This window comes from Mesorhizobium sp. M0676 (assembly GCF_040320535.1).
Taxonomy (GTDB): Bacteria; Pseudomonadota; Alphaproteobacteria; order Rhizobiales; family Rhizobiaceae; genus Mesorhizobium.
Window position 1 is genome coordinate 114,882 of the sequence record NZ_JAMYPU010000011.1, and the last position, 20,665, is coordinate 135,546.

The following is a 20,665-nucleotide window of genomic DNA, read 5'->3' on the forward strand; positions in this document are numbered from 1 at the left end:
GGCCGAAAATGCGGCTCTGTGCTAGCTTGCGCCATTCGGTCCGGCGACCGCCGGCCCGCTCCCAGATGCTTGCTCCGCAGGACCGCCATGCCGCTCGACACCATCCGCCAGCAGATCCGCGCCAACTACCTGCCCGACGAAGACGCGGCTGTGAAGCGCTTGGCTGCCGCGACAGAACTTTCGGCCGATGACCGCAAAGCCGTCTCGGCCCGTGCCGCGGATCTGGTGCGCGCGGTGCGCGGCTCGTCCGACCCGCGGCTGATGGAGGTTTTTCTCTCGGCCTACGGCCTCTCCACCAAGGAAGGAGTGGCGCTGATGTGCCTGGCCGAGGCACTGCTGCGCGTGCCTGACACCGAGACTATGGACGACCTGATCGCCGACAAGATCGCACCGCATGACTGGTCGGCGCATTCGGGCGGTTCGAGCTCGATCTTCGTCAACGCCTCGACCTGGGCGCTGATGCTGACCGGCCGTGTGCTCGACGAAGGCGAGGGCGGCATTGAAGGCACGCTGCGCTCGATGGTTCGCCGACTGGGCGAACCGGTGATCCGCAAGGCGGTCGCCGCCGCCATGCGCGAAATGGGCGAGCAGTTCGTGCTCGGCCGCACCATTGCGGAAGCCGTCAAGCGCGGCAAGTCGATGATCCAGAAAGGTTATCTCTATTCCTTCGACATGCTGGGCGAGGCGGCCCGCACCGAGGCCGACGCGCTGCGCTACCTCAAGGCCTATGCCGATGCGATCTCCTCGCTCGATTCGGGCTCCAACGGTCCCGATATCCGCCAGAACCACGGCATCTCGGTCAAACTGTCGGCGCTGCATCCGCGCTACGAAGAGGCACAGAAGGAAAAGATGCTGCCGGTGATGGCCGAGCGGCTGCTGTCGCTGGCGCTGGCCGCACGCCATTCGCGCATGGGCCTCAACATCGACGCCGAGGAGGCCGACCGGCTCGACCTGTCGCTCGACGTCATCGAGCGTGTGTTGTCCGAGCCGGAGCTTGCCGGCTGGAATGGCTTTGGCGTCGTCGTCCAGGCCTACGGCCCGCGCGCGGCCTTCACCATCGACTGGCTCTATGCGCTGGCGGAAAAGTACGACCGCAACATCATGGTGCGGCTGGTCAAGGGCGCCTATTGGGACACCGAGATCAAGCGGGCACAGACGCTCGGGCTTTCCGGCTACCCCGTCTTCACCCGCAAGGCCAACACCGATGTTTCCTACATGGCCTGCGCCAGGAAGTTGCTGTCGATGACCGACCGCATCTATCCGCAATTCGCCACGCACAATGCCCATACCGTCGCCGCCATCCTGTCGATGGCTGACAACCGTGACGCTTTCGAATTCCAGCGCCTGCACGGCATGGGCGAAGCGCTGCATGAGACGGTGCGCCGGGCCGAAGGCACGCGCTGCCGCATCTATGCGCCGGTCGGCGCGCACTCCGACCTCTTGGCCTATCTGGTTCGCCGCCTGCTGGAGAATGGCGCCAACTCCTCCTTCGTCCATCAGCTCACCGACGAGGACGTCGAGCCGGAGGATATTGCGCGCGATCCGCTCGAGACGGTCGAGAGCCAGGGCCCCGCCGCCAATCCGGCAATCGCTCGTCCTGCGACGATCTTCGGCGCTGGTCGGCGCAACTCGAAGGGGTTCGACATCACCGATCCGGTGACGCTGGCGGCGATCGACAAGGCCAAGGCGGCCTTTGCCGGGCCCGAGCGCTGGCATGCCAAGCCGATCACGCGCGCCGCCGGCTACGGCAAGCAGCGCCCGGTGGTCAATCCGGCAAAGCCTGCCGAGATCGTCGGCACGGTCGCCGAAGCCGCTGCCAAGCAGGTCGCGACCGCGGTGCGCTTTGCTGTGGAAGCGCAGCCGGCCTGGGCGAAACGTCCCGTCGCCGAGCGCGCCGCCATCCTCAACCGCGCCGCCGACCTCTATGAGGCCAATGCGGTCGAGTTTTTCGCGCTGGCTACAAGGGAAGCCGGCAAGTCGCTGGCCGACGGCGTGGCTGAAGTGCGCGAAGCCGTCGACTTCCTGCGTTACTACGCTGCCGAAGCGGCCAACAACGAAGCGGGCACCGAGGCGCGCGGCGCGATCGTGTGCATTTCGCCGTGGAATTTCCCGCTCGCCATCTTCACCGGCCAGATCGCGGCAGCGCTCGTCACCGGCAATTCGGTCATCGCCAAGCCAGCCGAACAGACGCCGCTGATCGCCTTCCGCGCCGTCGAGCTGCTGCGCGAGGCCGGCGTGCCGGAAGATGTGATCCAGCTTCTGCCGGGCGACGGCCCGTCGGTCGGCGGACCGCTGACCGCGGATCCGCGCATTGCCGGCGTCTGCTTCACCGGCTCGACCGAGGTTGCAAAGCTGATCGAGAAGCAACTGGCCGAGACAGCTGCGCCCGACGCCATGCTGATCGCCGAGACCGGCGGTCTCAATGCCATGATTGTCGATTCCACAGCACTGCCCGAACAGGCGGTGCGCGACATCCTGGCGTCCGCCTTCCAGAGTGCGGGCCAGCGCTGCTCGGCGCTGCGCGTGCTTTACGTGCAGAAGGATGTCGAGAAGAAGATGCTGGAGATGCTGAAGGGCGCCATGGAAGCGCTCACCATCGGCGATCCCTGGCAGATTTCGACCGATGTTGGGCCGGTCATCGATGACGAGGCGCAGAACTCGATCCGCGAGTATTGCACCAAAATGGGGCTGCAGGGCCGGCTGATCGCCAAGCTCGAAGCACCCAAAGATGGCCGCTTCGTTGCGCCGCATGTGTTCCGGGTCAAAGGCATCGAGGAGATGGAGCGCGAAGTGTTCGGTCCGGTGCTGCATGTCGCCAGCTTCGACGCCGACGGGATCGACGCCGTCATCGCCGCCATCAACCGCAAAGGCTATGGCCTGACCTTCGGCCTGCACACCCGCATCGAAGGCCGCGTCCAGCATTTCGTCGACGGCATCCATGCCGGCAACATCTATGTCAACCGCAACCAGATCGGCGCCGTCGTCGGCTCGCAGCCCTTTGGCGGCGAGGGGCTTTCGGGCACCGGGCCGAAGGCCGGCGGGCCGCACTATCTCCGGCGGTTCCGCAAGGGGCCGGAGGCGGGCACGGAGATTGCCGAGGGCCACAAGGTGACTGCGACCGAACTCGCCGACAATCTGCCCGATCCGACGCTTGGCGGCTGGTCGACGAGGCCGGACCGCATCGCCATTTTGAGAAAGCATTTGCGCGGCAAGGGCGCTGCAGCGATCGGCGCTGCAGCCGCCATCGATTTCGGCCAGGTCGACCTGCCCGGACCGACCGGCGAGGCCAACACGCTGTCGCTGTCGCCGCGCGGCCGGGTGCTGTGCCTCGGTCCGGACGCCGAAACGCTGCTTGCCCAGACGATCCAGGCGCTGGCCGCCGGCAATGCGGTGCTGGCCGTGGCGCCGGGCGCGCCGGCAGCACTGTCGGCGCTGACCGGCAAGGGGTTGCCGCTGGCGGCCATAGACGGTCGGCCAGACCCAGTCGAAGCGCGTTCGCTGCGCGTCGATGTCGTCGCCTTCTCGGGCAGGCCCGAGGCGGCCCGTATCGTGCGCAAGGTCATTGCCGACCGCAGCGGGCCGATCGTGCCGCTGGTCAGCGAGGTGCTCAACCCGGCGGCCTATGCGCATGAACGCGCTGTCTGCGTCGACACCACGGCTGCCGGCGGCAATGCCAGCCTGCTCGCGGCGGCCTAGGCGACTTTTCGCGGCTCGCTTGCCTGCAACGAGTTGCAAGGATATGCGCAAGGGACAGACAGCAACTCGAGCGGGCAGCTGAACAGATGGAAGACACGGCCGGACCGTTTGAGCTGCCGCGCGTGGCGGCGGTCATCACCTGCTTCAACTATCGGCCGTACGTCGAACGGGCGATCCGCTCGGTGCTTGCGCAGACCTACCGGAATTGGGAATGCGTCATCGTCGACGATGCCTCGACGGACGGCTCGGCCGACCATGTCCGACAGCTTCTAAGGGATATAGACGATCCGCGCCTGCGCCTGCTGGCGCGCGAGGAGAATGGCGGGCAGATCGCAGGATTCCGCGACGGCTTTGCCGCAACCGACGCGCCTTTCGTCGCGTTTCTGGATTCCGATGACGTGTGGCTGCCGGATTTTCTCCTCGCGCATCTGTCCGCCCACCTCAACACGACGCATTCGGCCGCTCTGTCGAGTTCCGATGTGTTCCTTGTCGATGGCGGCGGCACCTTGCTGGGCGGCACCTTCCTTGCCTTGCGCAAACCGCGGTCCGGACCGGATCGCAGTGGCGTCGCCATCGCGCCCGGTGGCCGGCTTGCCGGCATGGCGCCCGGGATCGCCTATGCATCGGAGCATCCGGTAACCTATTTCGCACCTGCGGTGACGGGCTGGCTGTGGTCGCCATGCTCGGCGATCATGTACCGGCGTGGCGCGCTGGAACCGGTATTGTCCTTCCCGTTCAAGGCCAAGGTCGGGACGGATTATCTGACGGCGACACTCGCGCACCAGGCCGGCGGCAGCCTCATCCTGTCAGAAGGTCTCGGCCTCTATCGCCTGCATGGCTCCAACCTGTCCACCGGAACTGCCTTTGCCGGCGGCAATGTGCGGCAAACGCCTGCATACAGGAGCTACAGGAGCGTGTTGGCGGCGGATGCCGCAGACTATTTGCTGGCGAATTCTGCCTGGCTCAGCGATCTCAACGGGCGCAATTTCATACCTGCATTCCTGATGCAGCATGTGCGCCAGTTCCCGGAGCTGGCCGGTGATCCGCGGTTGGCGCGCTACCTGACACGCGGACAGCCCTGGCGGCGGCTGCGCCTGCACATTGCCCAGTGGCTTCGGCGACTGGGCGGCCGGAATTCAACCGGAACATGACGGCATCTGCAGGTCGTCAGATCTCGTCGACGGGTGAAATCTCAATCAGGCGCCTTCGACAACCGAAAAGCCTTCGAACTGCGGATGGCCGAGATAATGCACCTTCGAGGTGCCGGTGTTGCGATGGGCGGCGCGAAAATTCTCGGATTTGGTCCAGGCGACGAAATCCTCATGGCTTGCCCACACCGTGTGCGAGGCAAACAGCGTGTAACCCTCGGCCTCGTTGACCGGGCCGCGCAGCAAGTGGAATTCCCTGAAGCCTTCCATCTTCGAAAGGCTGGAATCGCGGTTCTTCCAGACATCCTCGAAGGCAGTCTCCGAGCCGTTCTGGACCTTGAAGCGGTTCATGGCGATGTACATTGGGCTTCCTCTTGAATTGGTGGACGACGACATTTGGCGAAGGTCTGCGAGCTGGTTAAAACGGACCGATCCGCGCCCTGAACACCCAACTTGATAATCCGGTCTCGGGTGGAATGGGCGGGAACGGCGCTTGCTGGCGCACCAGTTTCAAAGCGAATTGGTCTAGCTCGGCAGACCCTGAACTTTCGACAAGCTGCAAGTCGCTGACGCTGCCGTCGGCAATGACGACGAAATAGACCCTGGCATTGTTGCGAGCCTTGGCTTGAACCGCCTTCGAAACGTGGCGGTTGGCGCGGACAAGCTTGTTCTGAACTTCAACGCTGTAGCCGGATTCCATCGAATTGCCCGCCGCGCCCTGTTTTCCGCCTTTGCTGGCAACCGCCGTTGCCTCGCGCTCCTCGCCATCTGCCGTGCCGCCAGTCTCTCCCGATATTGGTGCGCCCGATATTGATGTACTTGGCCTCGGGCTTGGGACTGGTGGCCTCGCGGCAGGCAATTCAACGGCAGGCTGATTGGCGGGAGACGCCTCCGAACTCTGCGTTTGAACCGGTGAGGGTGCAGGCGTCTCAGCCTCTGGGGCGACACTTTGATCATCCGGGATGGCGGCCGTTGGTGCATCGGGAGCGACGGTTGCCTGGTTGGCAGATTCCGGCGCAGATTTGGGCGCCGCCGGCTCCTCTACGGCTTGAGGCGCCTCGGTTTTCGGCGTGGGTTGGACGGGCTTGGCCGGCTGCGGATCGGTTACCAGGGTAACATCCACTGCGTCGGGTACCGGGTTTTGCAAAGCGGTGCCGAGGACGTCTGCGCCTGATCGATCGGCGCCTTCGGCCTGTATTGCCTTCCCGGTATCGAATGTCCCGGCGGGTGCGACCATGAACGCCGCTGCGGCAGCGGCATGGAGCAGGCAGGACGCGACGATCGCCACAGTCCATTTGCGGTCCGCGGCCGCCGGCTGTACGAGCTCGTCCATTGTTATCGCCGGTTCGTTGCCGGCGTCGGGGAGGGGGGTGATGTCCTGCATGGTTCGCGGCGAGACCTGCCGCGAGCGCGGCGGGATTGTCAAATCAAGATCGGTTGCCGGCCATAACGGCGGAGCTGCGACGGGTCGTGTCGCATTGTCGTGCAGGAAGGCGGGATGCAGACCCACCTCAAACGCCGAATGCGATACCGGTCTTGGTCTGCGTCTTCAGGCCGCGCATGCAGGAGCCCGGTTCGACGCCGGCGCATTCGGTGGCGCTGTTGATCAGCACGCGGCTGAGTTTGGTGCAGTCGGTGCCGGCGAGGTCGAAGCGGATCACCTTGGTCTTGCCGGCCGGCAGGTCCTTGAAGTCGAGCACGCTCAGGCGGTCGACAATGCCGGCCTCGTTGAACAGCGCGATTTCGAATGCCGCCTTGGAAAGATCGGCGCCGAGCGCATTGTTGACGACGAAGGTCAGGCGGCAACCCTTTTCGGAGGGCTGCGCGGCATTGAGCTCGAGGCTGAGTTGCGGAGCCGGCGCGGACTGAGCCCACGCCGGCATCAAGCCAAGCGACATCGCCAGCGTCGAGGTCAGGAGCCGAAGCGATGCCGTCAAACTTGTCATGGGTGTCAGCCTCCAAAGCGCATGGTTGCGGCCAGCTTCAGCGTCATGCCGGGTTCATAGATGACGGCGGTGGTGCCGCCGTTCAGCGGGTTGGTGTATTTGACGTCGAACAAATTGTCGGCGCGGAAGTCCACCTTCAGATTGTCGGTGGCCTGGTAACTGGCGAAGGCGTTGACCAGCGTATAGTCCTTGGCCACCGGGTTGCCCTTCGGCTTGCCGTTGTACTGCACCTCGCCGCCGACGGTCAGCTTGTCCTGAAGGAAGCGGAAGCCGAGCTGCCCGGTGACCTGCGAGGACGGGATGGTGGCAAGGTCGGCGCGCTCACCTTCATCGGAGATGGTGTGGCCGTTGGTGATCGAGGCGGAGAGCCCGGCATAACCCCAGGCGGCATCGTAGACGCTTTCCAGTTCGAAGCCGTTTATCTTGGCCTGGGCGACGTTCTGGTACTGGAAGCAGATCGGAATGCCGGGGCCGAACGGGCAGCCGCTGGTCGGGTCGAATGCAGACAGTGTGACGCCTTCGATGTAGTCGTCGACATCGTTGTGGAAGTAGGCGGCCTTGAGCCGGAACGCGTCGCCGGCCTCGATGAGGTCGTTCAGCTTGTAGTTGACGCCGAACTCGGTGGTCTTGCCGGTTTCAGGCCGCAGGTTTGGGTTGGGCAGGAACGGGAAGGTGACGCCTGCCGGATGGTTGCCGCTGATCAGCGTTTCGGTCAGCGACGGCGAGCGGTAGCCTTCCGCGTAGGTGCCATAGAACTGCAGGCCCGCCAGGCTGGCGCTTTCGAAAGGCGTGACACCAACGGTGATGCGCGGCGACAGACGATCACCTGACGTTTCGTGGGTGCTGTCTTCGAGGCTGTAATTGTCGTAACGCAGCCCGGCAATGACCTCGAGCCAGTCCCAGGTGAGCTTGTCCTGGATGTAGGCGCCCGAAACACTACGCTTGCCCGATGGGGTGTAGAAGCTGTCGCCGCCGGCGGTGCCGCCGGTCTCGACATCGTCACCCACCCAGTCGCCGCCATAGGTCAATTCGTGCGCAACACCGGCTGTTTCGAAGCGCGACGTGTTCCAGATGTCGACGCCGGCCGTGCCAACGTCGAAGATCGAGGTCGAACCGACGGGCAGCAGCACGGGAAGGCCGGTCGACGGATCGAAGCGGTTCTGCGGGACCAGCGTGGTGAGGTCGAGATTGGTCTTGTTGTAGGAGGCGTTGATGTGGAGATCGAGCCAGCTCCTGGCGTCGTCAGTGATGTTGTAGCGGGCGGTGAAGGTGTTCGACTTCAGGTCGACGTCGTTGGCCGGCACGCCGCCGCTGGTTTCCGTCCAGCCGTCGCTCGAGCCGACCCAGCCGAGCTTCAATTCGCTGTCTTCGCTGGGGCGGATTGTGGTCTTGAGCAGGCCGCTCAGCAGGTCGAAGCCGGTGCCGGCGACGGTGTCGCCGCTGCCATTCTTGTAGTCGCCGTAGTCGCGGTAGACGATGTTGCCCAGCACATCCAAATCGTCGTTGAATTTGTAGGCGCCGCTGGCGCTGGCGGTCCAGCCCTTGCCGTTGCTTTCATAGCGCCCGGTGACGGAGCCGGCCCAGGTTTCGCCCGGTCTGAGGAAATCCACCGCATCCTTGGTGTCGAAGAAGACGACGCCGCCAATGGCGCCGGAGCCGTAGGTGTTGGCGGTCGGTCCGCGAATGACGTCAACGGATTTGATGAGCTCGGGATCGACATAGAAGGTCGACTGCGTGCCGTGGTCTGAGCGCTGGAAATTCTGCCTGGCACCGTCGATGATGACGGCGACGCGACCGAAATCCTGCAGGCCGCGGATGTTGATGCTGGAGCTGACGCGTCGCGCATCGGCCTGCACGGCGACACCAGGCACACCGAGCAGCATTTCGTTCGGCGTCGTCGCCATGCGGCGGTCGAGCTGTTCCTGGTCGACATGGCTGGCTGAGGCCAGCGATTCGATTGCCGTCTTGCCGGTGCGGCTGATGACGAGGATCTTGTCCAGCAGGGTCGCGCCGGCGGGCGCCGGCTTGGTGTCCTCGGTTTTCCTGGTCTGGTCGGCCTGGTCAGCGGCCGGCTGAGCGCTGGCCGGCGATGTCAGCAGCGCGATCGTCGCTGCCCCAGCCAGCAAGGCTGCCATTGCCTTTGCCATAGGCCGATGCACCGGATCGGCGTTCGCCAGACCCAGTCGTCCACAATTTCCCAAGCCCATGCCCCAACTCCAAAATTCCAGGTTCGATGCTGGCTGGCTTGGTGCTCGCTGGCATTTTTCATTCTGTCCGGCGTCTTAAATGTTGACTCATTTCGTCCGGTATTGCACTGACTAATAAACATGATTATTCGAGTCAAGAAATGAATCGGCATTTTTGCAACGCCTAGCCAGTTGCCCGGCACAGGAAAGGGATCGAAAGAGATGAACACCCACAATCCCAACGACTTTCGTTACCGCGTCCGCCGTTCCGAGGAGACGCCGACCCGCTTCGACCGGGTGCCGCTGGCGGTGCGGACGCTGTCCTCCAACACGCTGTTCCAGGGCGAGCACGAGATCGGCATCGAGCACCATGGCGCGCTCTATCGGCTGAAGATCACCCGCCAGGGCAAGCTCATCCTCAACAAGTGACGAAACGACCAAACACGGCAGACAGGTAAGCAGGACATGGACCAGCGCGCAAAACCCGCCCCGCATGAAATCCGGCGGGCGCGGGCAGACAATCCGAAAGCGCGCGAGCGCGATCTTGCCGCCGAGCTCGGTATTTCCGAGGCCGAGCTGGTGGCCGCGCATTGCGGCGACGGCGTCGTGCGCGTCGAGCCCAGGGTCAACGATCTTCTGACCGGCCTCGACGCCGTCGGCGAAGTGATGGCGCTGACCCGCAACGAAAGCGCGGTGCACGAGAAGATCGGCGTCTACGACAAGGTTGTCACAGGCACGCACAACGCCATGGTGCTGGGCGAAAACATCGACCTGCGCATTTTTCCCAAAGTCTGGGCGCATGGCTTTGCCGTGGAAAAGCGCGACGGCGGCGACATCCGCCGCAGCCTGCAATTCTTCGACGCGGCCGGCGATGCGGTGCACAAGGTGCATCTGCGGCCGGCTTCCAATCTCTATGCCTACCAGAAGCTCGTGGCCGCACTCGAATCGCCGAACCAGGAGGCGACCGTGTCTATCGCAGGCCTGGCCGACGACGACGCGGAGACGTCGGGCATTGCCGCAGACATCGATGATCTGCGCGACCGCTGGAGCCGGCTGACCGACGTGCATCAGTTCTTTGGCATGTTGAAAACGCTGAAGCTCACCCGCCGCCAGGCCGTGCGCATGGTCGGCCAGGACTATGCCTGGCTGCTCGACAATGACGCCATCGGCGCCATGTTCCACCATGCCGCCGCCGACGGCATGCCGATCATGTGTTTTGTCGGAAACCGAGGCTGCATCCAGATCCATTCCGGTCCCGTCAAGTCGATCAGGCCGATGGGGCCGTGGATCAACGTGATGGACGAGACGTTCCACCTGCATCTGCGCACCGACCACATCCAGGAGGTGTGGGCGGTGCGCAAACCGACCAAGGACGGTCATGTCACCTCGCTCGAAGCCTATGGCGCCGACGGCAAGATGATCATCCAGTTCTTCGGCAAGCGCCATGAAGGCGAGGGCGAGCGCGACGACTGGCGGTTCCTTGCCGAGAACCTGCCGCGCATTCCAAGCCCGACCGCAGCCTGAGGAAACGACGATGATTTCACTGTTCAGGACGCTTGCCGCGGCCATGGGCCTGTCGCTGTTTATTGCCGCCCCAGTGCCGGCCAGCGAGAACGTGGCCGTGTTGGCCGACACGTCGCGGATCGTGGCGATCGGCGGTTCGATCACCGAGATCGTCTACGCGCTTGGCGAGGAAGGTCATCTCGTCGCCCGCGATTTGACCAGCCGCTACCCCGCCGCCGCGGTCGCGCTGCCCGACGTCGGCTATATGCGCCAGCTGTCGCCGGAAGGCGTGTTGTCGGTCAATCCTTCGGGCATTCTGGCGCTGCATGGCAGTGGGCCGAAGGAAGCGGTCGATGTGCTGAAAAAGTCGAGCGTTCCGTTCATCGACGTGCCCGAGCATTACAGCCATGACGGCATCCTGGAAAAGATCCGCATCGTCGGCAAGGCGCTTGGCGTCGACGCCAAGGCCGAGACGCTGGTGGCTGAGACCGACGCCAAGCTGAAGGCGGCCGAGAAGCAGACGGCGTCGATCAAGCAGCGCAAGCGCATCCTGTTCGTGCTGTCGATCCAGGGCGGCAAGATCCTGGCCGCCGGCACCGACACCGCCGGTGATGGCATCATCAAGCTCGCCGGTGCGGTCAACGCCGTCGAAGGTTTTTCCGGCTACAAGCAGATGTCCGACGAGGCCATCGTAACCGCCAGGCCGGACGTGATCCTGGCCATGAAGAATGCCGGACCGCCGATTGCGGAGGCCGAGCTTTTCGCCATCCCGTCGATCACCTCGACGCCGGCGGGTGAAGGCCGCAAACTGATCCTGATGGATGGCAGCTATCTGCTCGGCTTCGGGCCGCGCACGGCCGATGCCATCCACCATCTCGCAGTCTCGCTCTATGGCAGCCAGGTCACGGACTGAGCCGATGGTGGATCAGTCGATCGCCGGCGCGGCGGGCAAGGTGGCCGAGGGCGATCGCTCCGGGCGCGCTCGCCTGGTTATTGTGCTCCTGTGTGTGGCGCTTGCCCTTTCGATGTTCCTGTCGCTGAGGTCGGGCGCTTCCGATGCATCGGCCGTTGGTGTCATTCGTGACTGGCTGACCGGCGCCATGCCGGACGACGCCGCGCTTGGTGCCCGCGACCGGTTGATCGTCTACGATATCCGCATGCCGCGCGTACTGCTCGGTGTGCTCATCGGGGCGGCACTGGCCGTATCGGGTGCGGTCATGCAAGGCCTGTTTCGCAATCCGCTCGCCGATCCCGGCCTGATCGGCGTTTCAGCCGGTTCCAGCCTCGGCGCGGTCGCCGTCATCGTGCTCGGCACGACGTGGCTGGCGCCGCTCACTCTGGCGCTCGGCAGTTTGGCCTTGCCGTTGGCCGCCTTTTGCGGTGGCTTTGCGGTGACGCTGGTGCTCTACCGTGTCGCCACGCGGCAGGGACAGACCTCGGTCGCCACCATGCTGCTTGCCGGCATTGCGCTGGCAGCCCTTGCTATGGCGCTGACCGGTATCCTGATTTTCATGGCCGACGACCGGCAGTTGCGCGACCTGACGTTCTGGCAACTGGGCTCGCTGGGCGGCGCGACCTGGCCGAAGATCGCTTCCGTCGGTCCGATCATCATCCTGGCGCTTGCGGCAATGCCGTTCCTGGCCAAAGGCCTCAACGCCCTGGCGCTCGGCGAGGCGACGGCCGGACATCTCGGCATCCCGGTACAGCGCCTGAAATACACCGCGATAGTCGGCGTCTCGGCAGCGGTCGGCGCCTCTGTCGCAGTCAGCGGAGGCATCGGTTTTGTCGGCATCGTCGTGCCGCATCTGCTGCGGCTGCTGATCGGTCCGGACAATCGCTATCTCTTGCCGGCATCGGCGCTGCTCGGCGCCTCGATGCTGCTGATCGCCGATGCCGTTGCCCGCGTGGTCGTGGCCCCGGCCGAACTGCCGATCGGCATCGTCACCGCGATCGCCGGCGCACCGTTCTTCCTCTGGATCCTGCTGCGCAAGCGCGGCGTAATCGACTTGTGAGATTTGAAACCTATGAGGCCGGCATGATCGAAGCACGCGATGTCTCGGTAGCGATCGGCGGCAAGCGCATTGTTGCCAATGTCGATTTCGTCGCGCGGCCGGGCGAAATTGCGGCAGTCGTCGGACCCAACGGCTCGGGCAAGACGACGTTTTTGAAGGCGTTGTCGGGCGATCTGGCGTTTGTGGGGACAGTGGCCGTCAACGGGCGCGATCTCACGGCGATGAGGCCGGTGGAGGCCGCCACCGTGCGTGCCGTGCTGCCGCAGGCCGCGACGCTGTCCTTTCCCTTCACGGTGCACGAAGTGGTCAGGCTCGGCCTTATCGGCGGCCGTTCCGGCGTTCTGCCGGGCGAAGATGATCGTCTGCCCGAGCGGGCGCTGGCGCGGGTCGACCTCGACGGCTTTGCCGGCCGCTTCTATCAGGAGCTTTCGGGCGGCGAACAACAGCGTGTGCAGCTGGCGCGCGTGCTGTGCCAGGTCTGGGCGCCGGTGCTGGACGGCAAGCCGCGCTATCTCTATCTCGACGAGCCGGTCTCCAGCCTTGATATCAAGCACCAGCTGATCATCATGAACATCGCCCGCGATTTCGCCCGGCGCGGCGGCGGTGTGATCGCCATCCTGCACGACCTCAATCTGACGGCCATGTATGCCGACCGGATTTTCGTGATGCATCGCGGCCGGCTCGCCGCCGACGGTTCACCGCAGGAGGTGCTGAGCGACGATCTGATCGAAAAGGTGTTCGATTGTCGGCTAAGGGTCGGTGTGTTGCCGGCGGCGAACATGCCGTTTGTCTTGCCGCAGTCAGCCGCCTAAAGCGCGTCGCGTTTGAACGAACTCAGGCGACGCGCTTTAGGTCTTTGTCTTTATGCATGTCGTTGTCTCAAAACCGGGGCCACTTTTGAGCGACATGCACTAGAAAACTCAGGCGGCCGGTGCTCGCTGGACCAGCATGTCGATGCCGAGCAAATGACGCACATTCGGGCGCGCCGCCACCATATCGGCGATGGTGTAGCGGGAGAGTACGGCAAAGAAGGCGTTGAGCGCCTCGCGCAGCGCCGAATTCAGCTGGCAGCTGTCGACCAGCGGGCATTCGGCGGCGTCGTTTTCGAAGCACTCGGCCATGGCGAAGCTCTCTTCGGTCACCCGTACGACGTCGAACAGGCTGATCTGCTCGGCGGGGCGGCCGATCCTCACGCCGCCATTCCTGCCGCGCACCGTCTCGACCAGGCCATGCTCGACCAGCGGCTGCAGGATCTTGAACAGGAAAAGCTCCGACACCGAATAGGCGGCCGCAATCTCGGGGATGCGGCTCAGGCGATCGTTGTTGGCGGCGCAATACATCAGGATGCGCATGGCGTAGTTGGTCTGGCGCGTCAGCCGCATTTAATTCCTCACCCGAGTGCTGGCGCGCTGGAACTGCACCAGATTTTAGATTGTGCTGGTGCGGCTTTCTCACCCGGAGTTTCGGATTCGCCCACACTGGCCTGATCGGAATATGGCCTATACCTTGGAACAATTCCAGACTGGGATTGCATGATAGATGAACATTCTTGTCAACTTTGCGTGCGAAACCGGCAATTCCCGGACGAAATCGGCCCATCCGATCATGCTACGGGCCCAAACACCCCCTAAATAGCCCATGCCAGATAGCCAAGAGATCGATGAGGAGCGGCGTATCATGTCCCAATCGGCTTCGTCCCTGGCGCCTGGCGGTTTTGATGCCGAGACGGGCGCCAAGCTTTTCGCGTTGCGGCGGACAAAGTTCCTCGCCACGGCTGCGCTGGTGCTTTGCGTCGTGGTTTTTGCCGTGGCCAAATCGTTCGAGGCTAAGTATCCGTGGCTGGGCTTCGTGGCGGCCTTCGCCGAGGCGGCGACCATTGGCGGCCTGGCCGACTGGTACGCGGTGGTGGCGCTGTTCAAGCGGCCGCTGGGCCTGCCGATCCCGCACACCGCCATCATCCCAGCGAACCAGAACCGCATCGCCGATAATCTGGGCCGCTTCATCGAGGTCAATTTTCTGGCGCCGGAGCCGGTGCGGGAAAAGCTGGCCGAGGTCGATTTTGCAGCACTGGTCGCCGACTGGCTGACTGACGCCGAACGCTCTGCCGGCCTGTCGCGCTTCGTCGTACGGCTGGTCCCGCAGACGCTTGCGGCGATCGAGCAATCCGGCCTGCGCGGCTTCGTCACCAGCCGCATGCTTGAGCAGATCGACAAGGTGCCGCTGGCGCCGCTCGCGGCCGAATTGCTGTCGGCACTGACCGACGACCGCCGCCACCAGAAACTCTTCGACGAATTGACCAGGGTGATCGGCCGGTTCCTGAACGATGAAGAGGCGCTGGCGACCATGCGCGAGAAAATCCGCGAGGAATTGCCGTCGCTGTTCAACCTGTTCAGAGCCGACGCCTATCTGCTGAAGAAGATCGTCGCTTCCGCCGGTTCGCTGCTTGACGAGGTGCGCGCCGACCCCGACCATCCGATGCGCGCCGAATTCGACCGTTTCGCGCACAGCTTCATCGAGCGGCTCAGAACCTCGAAGCAATACGCCAAACGGGCCGAGAAGCTGAAGCGCGATTTCCTGGCGCGGCCGGAAGTGAAGTCGCTCGCCGGCGACATGTGGCAGAGCCTCAGCGTGTTCATCGAACAGGACGCCAAGGCGGAGAATTCGATTGTTCGCGCGCATCTCGCCAACATGTTCGTCGAGGTCGGCCGCCATCTCTCAGGCGATCCGCAGATCAGGGCCGACATGAACCAGGGCTTTGTCGTGGCGCTGTCGTCATTCGTCGAGAGCCAGAAGAGCGGTGTGTCGACGTTCATCTCCGACCAGGTGAAGCGCTGGGACCTTGCCCAGCTGACGAGGCTGATCGAGATGAACATCGGCAGGGACCTGCAATATATCCGCTTCAATGGCATGATTATCGGCGGATTGGCGGGTATCGTGCTCTACACGGCGGAGAGGCTGTTTCTCGCTGGCTGATGCTGCATTTGCCGCTGAATTGCTTGGGCGTCCGAATGGACACGCGGCGCGCGAGTGCTATTGTCCAGAACAGGGTTCAGCATTTGCGACACTGGGGAGCACGAGCAATGGCCAAACAACCCGACTCCGATTCGTTCCTGGACATGTTCAGCCGGTTCGGCCGTGACCTGAAGGTGCCGAATGTCGAGGCGATCCTTGCGCATCACCGCAAGAACCTCGAGGCGCTGGAAAGATCGGCGCGGGCGGGAGCTGCCGGCGCGACCTCATTGTTGTCCAGACAGCGCGAGATGCTGCAGGACACGCTGCGTGAAGTCAGCGACATGGCGCAGAGCTACAAGGCGCCGGGCAATCCCCAGGAACTGATGACAAAACAGGCGGAGTTCGCCAGGAAATCCTTCGAAGCCGCCCTGAAGAATGCCGGCGAAGTGGCCGAGCTGGTCAAGAAATCCGGCACCGAATCGGTCGAAATCCTGCGCAGCCGCATCAAGGAAGCGATGGAGGAAATCCGCTCGGGCTATGACAAGAAGTGACTCTCAACGCAACCATGAGAGGAGTGGGCCGGTTGCGGCGCATGAGCATGGACGAGGGACGCTGTTTGGCGGAAAATGGCGGAACGGAATCGCAACGGGCGAATTGACAGGAGCCGTCCGTTCGTGGTCCGAGGCACTGGGAGCCACCGGGAAAGCAGGAATGACGGAACTACGGCCGAAAACGCCGCCGACCTTCGAGCAGTTAAGGGCGATGGCCGGGCAGGAGCTCGGCGTGTCGGAATGGACGACCGTCGACCAGAACCGCATCAACCAGTTTGCCGAATGCACAGGCGACCATCAGTGGATCCACGTCGATCCGGAGCGGGCGAAGCGGCAGAGCCCATTTCGCACAACGATCGCGCATGGCTATCTGACGCTGTCGATCATCGGCGCGCTGGCGCTGGGCATGGGCATCGTACCCGAAAACACGCAAGCCGCCTTCAATTACGGCTTCGACAAGGTGCGGTTCCTGGCGCCCGTCAGGGTCGGCGCACGCATCCGGCTGCGCACGACGCTGTTGTCGGTGGAGGACAAGGGGCCGGGCCAGTATCTGATGAAGGCCGCCAATACGGTCGAGATCGAGGGCGAACAGAGGCCGGCGCTGACCGCCGAAACGCTGGTCATGCTTTATGAGCGGCGCAAGCGGGCGGGAGCGTAAGCTCCCTATCTTCGGTCATGATGGCTGTTGCCGCACCGACAGCCTGCCGCCGGCGCGGGTCGAGAGCAGTGCCAGCAACAGCGCAGCCACCGCCAGGACCGTTGCCGTCTGAAAGGTAACCTGCATGCCGTGCGCGGCTGCCGCTGAGGTCAGCATGTCCTGGCTTTGCCGTTCTCCCGTCGAGGCAGCCGCAAAAATGGCGCCCATAAGCGATGCGCCGGTGATCAGGCCGAGATTGCGCGACAGATTGAGCAGGCCGGACACCACGCCGCGCTCGCCGGCAGCGACACCGCTCATGACGGCGGCATTGTTGGATGTCTGGAACAGGGCGTACCCGAAGCAGGTGACGGCGATCGGCACGATATAGCTGACAATGCCGAGTTTTGTTGCGGCGAGCGACAAAAGCAAGGTGCCGTTGACCAGGCCGAACAGTCCGGCGATCATCATCCTGTTGGTACCGAAGCGATCGGTGAGGCGGCCGGCGATAAGCGCCGAGAGCGCGGAGACCAGCGGACCTGTCGACAGGACCACGCCGACCATCGCAGCATTGAGCCCCAGCCCTCGCGACAAATAGAACGGAGCGACCACCAGGGTCGCCATCATCACGGTGGCGACAACGAGGTTCGCGGCGAGGCTGGCGCTGAGCCGGATGTCGTACAACCGGGCAAGCCGGATCAAGGGACTTTTCGCCTTCGTCTGCGCAACGCCGAACAGAACGACGCCGATGCCGGCGGCCACCAGGAGGCCGATGTTGAGGGCGCCGAAATGGCCGCGGCCGAGCGTCATGGCCAATGCATAGGCGGCCAGCGTCAGGGCCAGCAAGACCGTCCCGATCGCATCGAAGCTGTTTTGAGCTGCTTCCGCAGTCTTGTCGCGGGCAGGCAGGGCCAGCGAGGCGAGGGCAAAGGTCAGGAGGCCGAGCGGCACATTGACGAGGAAGATCGCCCGCCAGCCGAAGCCGGCGATCAGCAAGCCGCCAAGCGAGGGGCCGAGCGTCGTGCCGATTGCCGACATGGCGCCGAGCAGGCCCATGGCGCTGCCGGTTCTCTCCTTGGTCACGGTCTCCGCGACAAAGGCCAGCGTCAACGCCATCATCAGCGCGGCACCCAGCCCTTGCACGGCGCGCGCCGCAATCAGCAGCCAGAGCGTCGGCGCCAGGCCGCAGAGCACCGAGGCCAGTGTGAACAGCGCGATGCCGCCGAGCAGCAACGGCCGGCGGCCGACCATATCGGCCAGCCGGCCGGCGCTGACGATCAGGGCCGTGATGGCGAGCAGATAGGCGAGAACCACCCATTGCACGGACTGGAACGGCGCACCGAACGCCTGCATGAGGGAAGGCAGTCCGACGCTGGCAATGCTGGTTCCAAGCGACGACAGCAGCGTGGCGAGCGACAGGCTGGCCAATGCCAAGACAGGAGAGTGGGCCAGGCCTGCGGACCGGGTTTTCTGCGGCGCCGATGCGCACTCGTTCTGCTCGGCAGTTGCCATGGCGATTTCCTCCTTGTCAGTCCCGCAACCGGACCTGTCGGAGATCTAGTCGTCAGGATGGAATGGCGGAAGGCGCATCATTTGCATCTTATTCGTGCGCCAAACGCCATGGCATGTGCTACAATCCGCCGATGGCATCGCCCGATCTCAATCTGCTGTTCGCGCTCGACGTTTTGCTCGCCGATGCAGCGTGGCGCGCGCGGCAACCCGGCTGCGGCTCAGCCCTTCGGCGATGAGCCGCACGCTGGCGCGGCTGCGGGAAGCGACCGGCGATCCGCTGCTGGTCCGCGCCGGCCGCGGCCTGGTCCCGACGCCGCGCGCGGAGGCATTGCGGCAGCAGGCCGGCCATGTCGTCCAGGAAGCAGAAACGTTGCTGCGCCCTGCCAGGCCTCTCGATCTCGCAAAGCTGGAACAGATCTTCACGCTGCGCACCAATGAAGGGTTCGTCGAGGAATTCGGGCCGCGTCTTGTCGCCCGCATCCAGGCCGAGGCGCCGGGCGCGCGGCTGCGCTTTGGGCCCAAATCCGACAAGGATGTCGCCTCGCTACGCGACGCGGACATCGACCTCGAAATCGGCGTTGCCGGCGAGGCCGGACCTGAAGTGCTGACACAGGCGCTGTTTCGCGACCGCTTCGTCGGTGCTGTGCGAGCCGGCCACCCTTTGAGTGAAGGCGCGGTAACGCCTGAACGCTACGCGGCCGGCCGCCACATCAGCGTTTCACGGCGGGGTCGGGAAAGAGGGCCGATCGATCAGACTTTGGCGCTGCTCGGCCTGCAGCGAACCGTCATGTGCATGGTCTCCGGCTTTTCGGCTGCACTCGCCATGGCGCGCGCTTCGGACCTTATTGCCAGCGTGCCCGAACGGCACACGCAAGGCGCACGCGCCGGCATGGTCAGCTTTCCGCTGCCGGTCGCCACGGTGGAGGTCACCATCTCGATGCTCTGGCATCCACGGCTCGATGCCGATCCGGCGCAACGCTGGCTGCGAGATTGCGTTCGGGAGGTCTGCGCGGCCTCCCGCTGAGCGCTCAGCGCGCCATTGCCGCCTTGAGCACCCTGAAAATCCGCTCGTCCTGGCACTGGGCAACGTTGAAGCGCAGGAAGCGGCTGGCGGTTCCCGACAGGCTGAATGCGTTGCCGGGCGCCAGCACGATGTTGTCGGCCAGCGCGCGGCGGGCGATTTCGGCCGCATCCACGCCATCGGGCAGGCTGCACCACAGGAACAAGCCGGCCGGTTGGTCGATCCAGGGCGTGATGCCGATCGCCTTCAGGCGCACGCCCGTCTCGCCCATGGCGCGGGAAAGCCGCGCGCGCAGCAATTCCATGTGCTTGCGGTAGCTGCCGTCCCTAAGCAGCGTCAGCACCAGTTCGGCCGCCAGCCGGCCGCCGCCGAAGGTGGTGGCAATCTTGAGGTCGGTGAGTTGCTCGATCCAGTCGCGCGGTGCCGCGATGAAGCCGCAGCGAACCGATGCCGATAGCGTCTTGGAGAAGCTGCCGATATGGACGACGCGGTTGAGGCCGTCGAACGCCGCCAGCCGGGGCGCGGGACTGTGCTCGAAATCGGCGAAGATGTCGTCCTCGACGATGGTCAGGTCCGACTGGTCGGCGAGCTTCAGCAGCCGGTGCGCGGTGACCGGCGACAGGATCGCGCCGGTCGGGTTGTGGATGGCGGAATTGGTGATGTAGAGGCGCGGCTTGTGCTCGGCCAGTGCCTGGGCGAACAGCTCGATATCAGGCCCGGATGGCGTGTAGGGCACGCTGACGACCTTGGCGCGGTGGGCGCGCAGCAGCGCGTGGAAATTGAAATAGCAGGGGTCGTCGACCAGCACGGTATCGCCGGGTTCGATCAGGAAGCGGCACAGAAGATCGATGGCCTGCGTGCCCGATTCGGTCAGCATGATCTGTTCGGGCGAGACCTCGATGCCGTGGCCGGCCATGCGCCGCGCGAGCAATTGCCTGAGCGGCGGCAGGCCGAGCGGCGTGCCGTAATCGGCTAGGTCGACATCGTCTGCGCGCGCCACGGTGCGCAGCGCCCGGCGCAAGGCCGCCTGCGGCATCCATGAGGCCGGCATCCAGCCGCAGCCGGGTTTCAGCATGTCGTCGCCGGCTTCCAGCGACTGGCGCGAAACCCAAAGCGGATCGACAGCGCGGTCGAGCCGCGGGCCGATCTCGGCCAGCGACAGTGGCGCCAGCGATCCGGCGGCATAGAAACCCGAGCCCGGCCGTGAGCGTATCGCGCCTTCGGCAGCGAGCCGCTCATAGGCTTCGACCACGGTCGACTTGGACACCTGCATGGCTTTGGCGAAGGCGCGGATCGAAGGCAGCCGCGCGCCCGGCGTCAGGCTGCGCGCGGCAATCCGCTGGCGGATGGTCGCCATGACAGTTTCGACCAGAGTGGTCGGGGCAACAGTGCGTGCGGTGTCGACTTCCAAAACGAGACCAGTCATCTGTATTGCTCAATCAGCCATTACAGTTTTGCGGAATTGTACTGCATTGTCTCTGGCTGCACCATAGGCACTTGCCCG

Annotated in this window: 17 protein-coding genes and 1 pseudogene; 11 read left to right on the forward strand and 7 right to left on the reverse strand. The window is 64.4% G+C overall.

Annotation, left to right across the window (positions count from 1 at the left end):
- Positions 1–87: 87 nt before the first annotated feature.
- Entirely contained in the window at positions 88–3,696 is a 3,609-nt protein-coding gene (gene putA, locus NKI35_RS14590; RefSeq protein ID WP_352740560.1) for a bifunctional proline dehydrogenase/L-glutamate gamma-semialdehyde dehydrogenase PutA, read from the forward strand.
- An 86-nt stretch (positions 3,697–3,782) separates the two neighbouring features.
- Positions 3,783–4,847: a glycosyltransferase gene (locus NKI35_RS14595; RefSeq protein WP_352740562.1), complete on the forward strand. Its 1,065-nt coding sequence runs from the start codon at positions 3,783–3,785 to the stop codon at positions 4,845–4,847.
- Positions 4,848–4,892: 45 nt separating this feature from the next.
- On the opposite strand, the gene hmuQ is transcribed toward NKI35_RS14595, so the two are convergent.
- The 4 genes from hmuQ to NKI35_RS14615 form a co-directional block, all read right to left on the reverse strand.
- Positions 4,893–5,207: a heme-degrading protein HmuQ gene (gene hmuQ, locus NKI35_RS14600; RefSeq protein WP_023688161.1), complete on the reverse strand. Its 315-nt coding sequence runs from the start codon at positions 5,205–5,207 to the stop codon at positions 4,893–4,895.
- Positions 5,208–5,262: 55 nt separating this feature from the next.
- Entirely contained in the window at positions 5,263–6,081 is an 819-nt protein-coding gene (locus tag NKI35_RS14605) for an energy transducer TonB family protein (RefSeq protein WP_352740564.1), read from the reverse strand.
- 274 nt (positions 6,082–6,355) lie between these two features.
- On the reverse strand, positions 6,356–6,790 hold the full coding sequence (locus tag NKI35_RS14610) for a hypothetical protein (RefSeq protein WP_352740566.1): 435 nt from the start codon (positions 6,788–6,790) through the stop codon (positions 6,356–6,358).
- A gap of 5 nt (positions 6,791–6,795) precedes the next feature.
- Positions 6,796–8,925 carry a TonB-dependent hemoglobin/transferrin/lactoferrin family receptor gene (locus NKI35_RS14615; protein ID WP_352740568.1) on the reverse strand — a complete coding sequence of 710 codons (2,130 nt, stop codon included), beginning with the start codon at positions 8,923–8,925 and terminating at the stop codon, positions 6,796–6,798.
- A gap of 273 nt (positions 8,926–9,198) precedes the next feature.
- Between NKI35_RS14615 and hemP the strand changes: the two genes are divergently transcribed.
- Genes hemP through NKI35_RS14640 form a run of 5 tightly spaced genes read left to right on the forward strand, consistent with a single transcriptional unit; the run spans position 9,199 to position 13,303 of the window.
- Positions 9,199–9,405, forward strand: a complete 207-nt coding sequence (gene hemP, locus NKI35_RS14620) for a hemin uptake protein HemP (RefSeq protein WP_023673860.1) — start codon at positions 9,199–9,201, stop codon at positions 9,403–9,405.
- A 36-nt stretch (positions 9,406–9,441) separates the two neighbouring features.
- Complete coding sequence (locus NKI35_RS14625; RefSeq protein ID WP_352740570.1) at positions 9,442–10,500, forward strand: hemin-degrading factor; 1,059 nt, start codon at positions 9,442–9,444, stop codon at positions 10,498–10,500.
- A gap of 10 nt (positions 10,501–10,510) precedes the next feature.
- Positions 10,511–11,392, forward strand: a complete 882-nt coding sequence (locus NKI35_RS14630; RefSeq protein WP_352740572.1) for a heme/hemin ABC transporter substrate-binding protein — start codon at positions 10,511–10,513, stop codon at positions 11,390–11,392.
- Between the two features lie 4 nt (positions 11,393–11,396).
- Positions 11,397–12,491 (forward strand): FecCD family ABC transporter permease, encoded by a 1,095-nt coding sequence (locus tag NKI35_RS14635; RefSeq protein ID WP_352740574.1) that lies wholly within the window; start codon positions 11,397–11,399, stop codon positions 12,489–12,491.
- A 23-nt stretch (positions 12,492–12,514) separates the two neighbouring features.
- Positions 12,515–13,303: a heme ABC transporter ATP-binding protein gene (locus tag NKI35_RS14640; protein ID WP_023707864.1), complete on the forward strand. Its 789-nt coding sequence runs from the start codon at positions 12,515–12,517 to the stop codon at positions 13,301–13,303.
- A gap of 108 nt (positions 13,304–13,411) precedes the next feature.
- Here NKI35_RS14640 and rirA read toward each other — a convergent pair whose 3' ends face one another.
- Positions 13,412–13,873, reverse strand: coding sequence for an iron-responsive transcriptional regulator RirA (gene rirA / locus NKI35_RS14645; RefSeq protein WP_023672640.1), 462 nt, complete (start codon positions 13,871–13,873; stop codon positions 13,412–13,414).
- A 295-nt stretch (positions 13,874–14,168) separates the two neighbouring features.
- Here rirA and NKI35_RS14650 point away from each other — a divergent pair, with 295 nt between their 5' ends.
- The 3 genes from NKI35_RS14650 to NKI35_RS14660 all read left to right on the forward strand — a co-directional run bounded on the left by NKI35_RS14650 (position 14,169) and on the right by NKI35_RS14660 (position 16,652).
- Complete coding sequence (locus tag NKI35_RS14650; protein WP_352740576.1) at positions 14,169–15,464, forward strand: DUF445 domain-containing protein; 1,296 nt, start codon at positions 14,169–14,171, stop codon at positions 15,462–15,464.
- 107 nt (positions 15,465–15,571) lie between these two features.
- On the forward strand, positions 15,572–15,994 hold the full coding sequence (locus NKI35_RS14655) for a phasin family protein (RefSeq protein ID WP_023701714.1): 423 nt from the start codon (positions 15,572–15,574) through the stop codon (positions 15,992–15,994).
- Between the two features lie 160 nt (positions 15,995–16,154).
- Positions 16,155–16,652 (forward strand): MaoC family dehydratase, encoded by a 498-nt coding sequence (locus tag NKI35_RS14660; RefSeq protein WP_023681725.1) that lies wholly within the window; start codon positions 16,155–16,157, stop codon positions 16,650–16,652.
- Between the two features lie 15 nt (positions 16,653–16,667).
- Here NKI35_RS14660 and NKI35_RS14665 read toward each other — a convergent pair whose 3' ends face one another.
- The gene (locus tag NKI35_RS14665; RefSeq protein ID WP_352740578.1) at positions 16,668–18,140 is read right to left on the reverse strand and encodes an MFS transporter; all 1,473 of its coding nucleotides are present in this window, start codon (positions 18,138–18,140) and stop codon (positions 16,668–16,670) included.
- A 131-nt stretch (positions 18,141–18,271) separates the two neighbouring features.
- On the opposite strand from NKI35_RS14665, the pseudogene NKI35_RS14670 reads away from it, so the two are divergent.
- Positions 18,272–19,164: pseudogene (locus tag NKI35_RS14670) on the forward strand (LysR family transcriptional regulator).
- A 4-nt stretch (positions 19,165–19,168) separates the two neighbouring features.
- Here the strand turns inward: NKI35_RS14670 and NKI35_RS14675 are convergent.
- The gene (locus tag NKI35_RS14675) at positions 19,169–20,587 is read right to left on the reverse strand and encodes an aminotransferase-like domain-containing protein (RefSeq protein ID WP_023750179.1); all 1,419 of its coding nucleotides are present in this window, start codon (positions 20,585–20,587) and stop codon (positions 19,169–19,171) included.
- Between the last annotated feature and the right edge of the window lie 78 nt (positions 20,588–20,665).

What these genes read in the sequence shown, in the direction of transcription:
- putA (WP_352740560.1), top strand. Translation starts at nt 88, where the DNA reads ATGCCGCTCGACACCATCCGCCAGCAGATCCGCGCCAACTACCTGCCC.
- NKI35_RS14595 (WP_352740562.1), top strand. Translation starts at nt 3,783, where the DNA reads ATGGAAGACACGGCCGGACCGTTTGAGCTGCCGCGCGTGGCGGCGGTC.
- hmuQ (WP_023688161.1), bottom strand. Translation starts at nt 5,207, where the DNA reads ATGTACATCGCCATGAACCGCTTCAAGGTCCAGAACGGCTCGGAGACT.
- NKI35_RS14605 (WP_352740564.1), bottom strand. Translation starts at nt 6,081, where the DNA reads ATGGTCGCACCCGCCGGGACATTCGATACCGGGAAGGCAATACAGGCC.
- NKI35_RS14610 (WP_352740566.1), bottom strand. Translation starts at nt 6,790, where the DNA reads ATGACAAGTTTGACGGCATCGCTTCGGCTCCTGACCTCGACGCTGGCG.
- NKI35_RS14615 (WP_352740568.1), bottom strand. Translation starts at nt 8,925, where the DNA reads ATGGCAGCCTTGCTGGCTGGGGCAGCGACGATCGCGCTGCTGACATCG.
- hemP (WP_023673860.1), top strand. Translation starts at nt 9,199, where the DNA reads ATGAACACCCACAATCCCAACGACTTTCGTTACCGCGTCCGCCGTTCC.
- NKI35_RS14625 (WP_352740570.1), top strand. Translation starts at nt 9,442, where the DNA reads ATGGACCAGCGCGCAAAACCCGCCCCGCATGAAATCCGGCGGGCGCGG.
- NKI35_RS14630 (WP_352740572.1), top strand. Translation starts at nt 10,511, where the DNA reads ATGATTTCACTGTTCAGGACGCTTGCCGCGGCCATGGGCCTGTCGCTG.
- NKI35_RS14635 (WP_352740574.1), top strand. Translation starts at nt 11,397, where the DNA reads ATGGTGGATCAGTCGATCGCCGGCGCGGCGGGCAAGGTGGCCGAGGGC.
- NKI35_RS14640 (WP_023707864.1), top strand. Translation starts at nt 12,515, where the DNA reads ATGATCGAAGCACGCGATGTCTCGGTAGCGATCGGCGGCAAGCGCATT.
- rirA (WP_023672640.1), bottom strand. Translation starts at nt 13,873, where the DNA reads ATGCGGCTGACGCGCCAGACCAACTACGCCATGCGCATCCTGATGTAT.
- NKI35_RS14650 (WP_352740576.1), top strand. Translation starts at nt 14,169, where the DNA reads ATGTCCCAATCGGCTTCGTCCCTGGCGCCTGGCGGTTTTGATGCCGAG.
- NKI35_RS14655 (WP_023701714.1), top strand. Translation starts at nt 15,572, where the DNA reads ATGGCCAAACAACCCGACTCCGATTCGTTCCTGGACATGTTCAGCCGG.
- NKI35_RS14660 (WP_023681725.1), top strand. Translation starts at nt 16,155, where the DNA reads ATGACGGAACTACGGCCGAAAACGCCGCCGACCTTCGAGCAGTTAAGG.
- NKI35_RS14665 (WP_352740578.1), bottom strand. Translation starts at nt 18,140, where the DNA reads ATGGCAACTGCCGAGCAGAACGAGTGCGCATCGGCGCCGCAGAAAACC.
- NKI35_RS14675 (WP_023750179.1), bottom strand. Translation starts at nt 20,587, where the DNA reads ATGACTGGTCTCGTTTTGGAAGTCGACACCGCACGCACTGTTGCCCCG.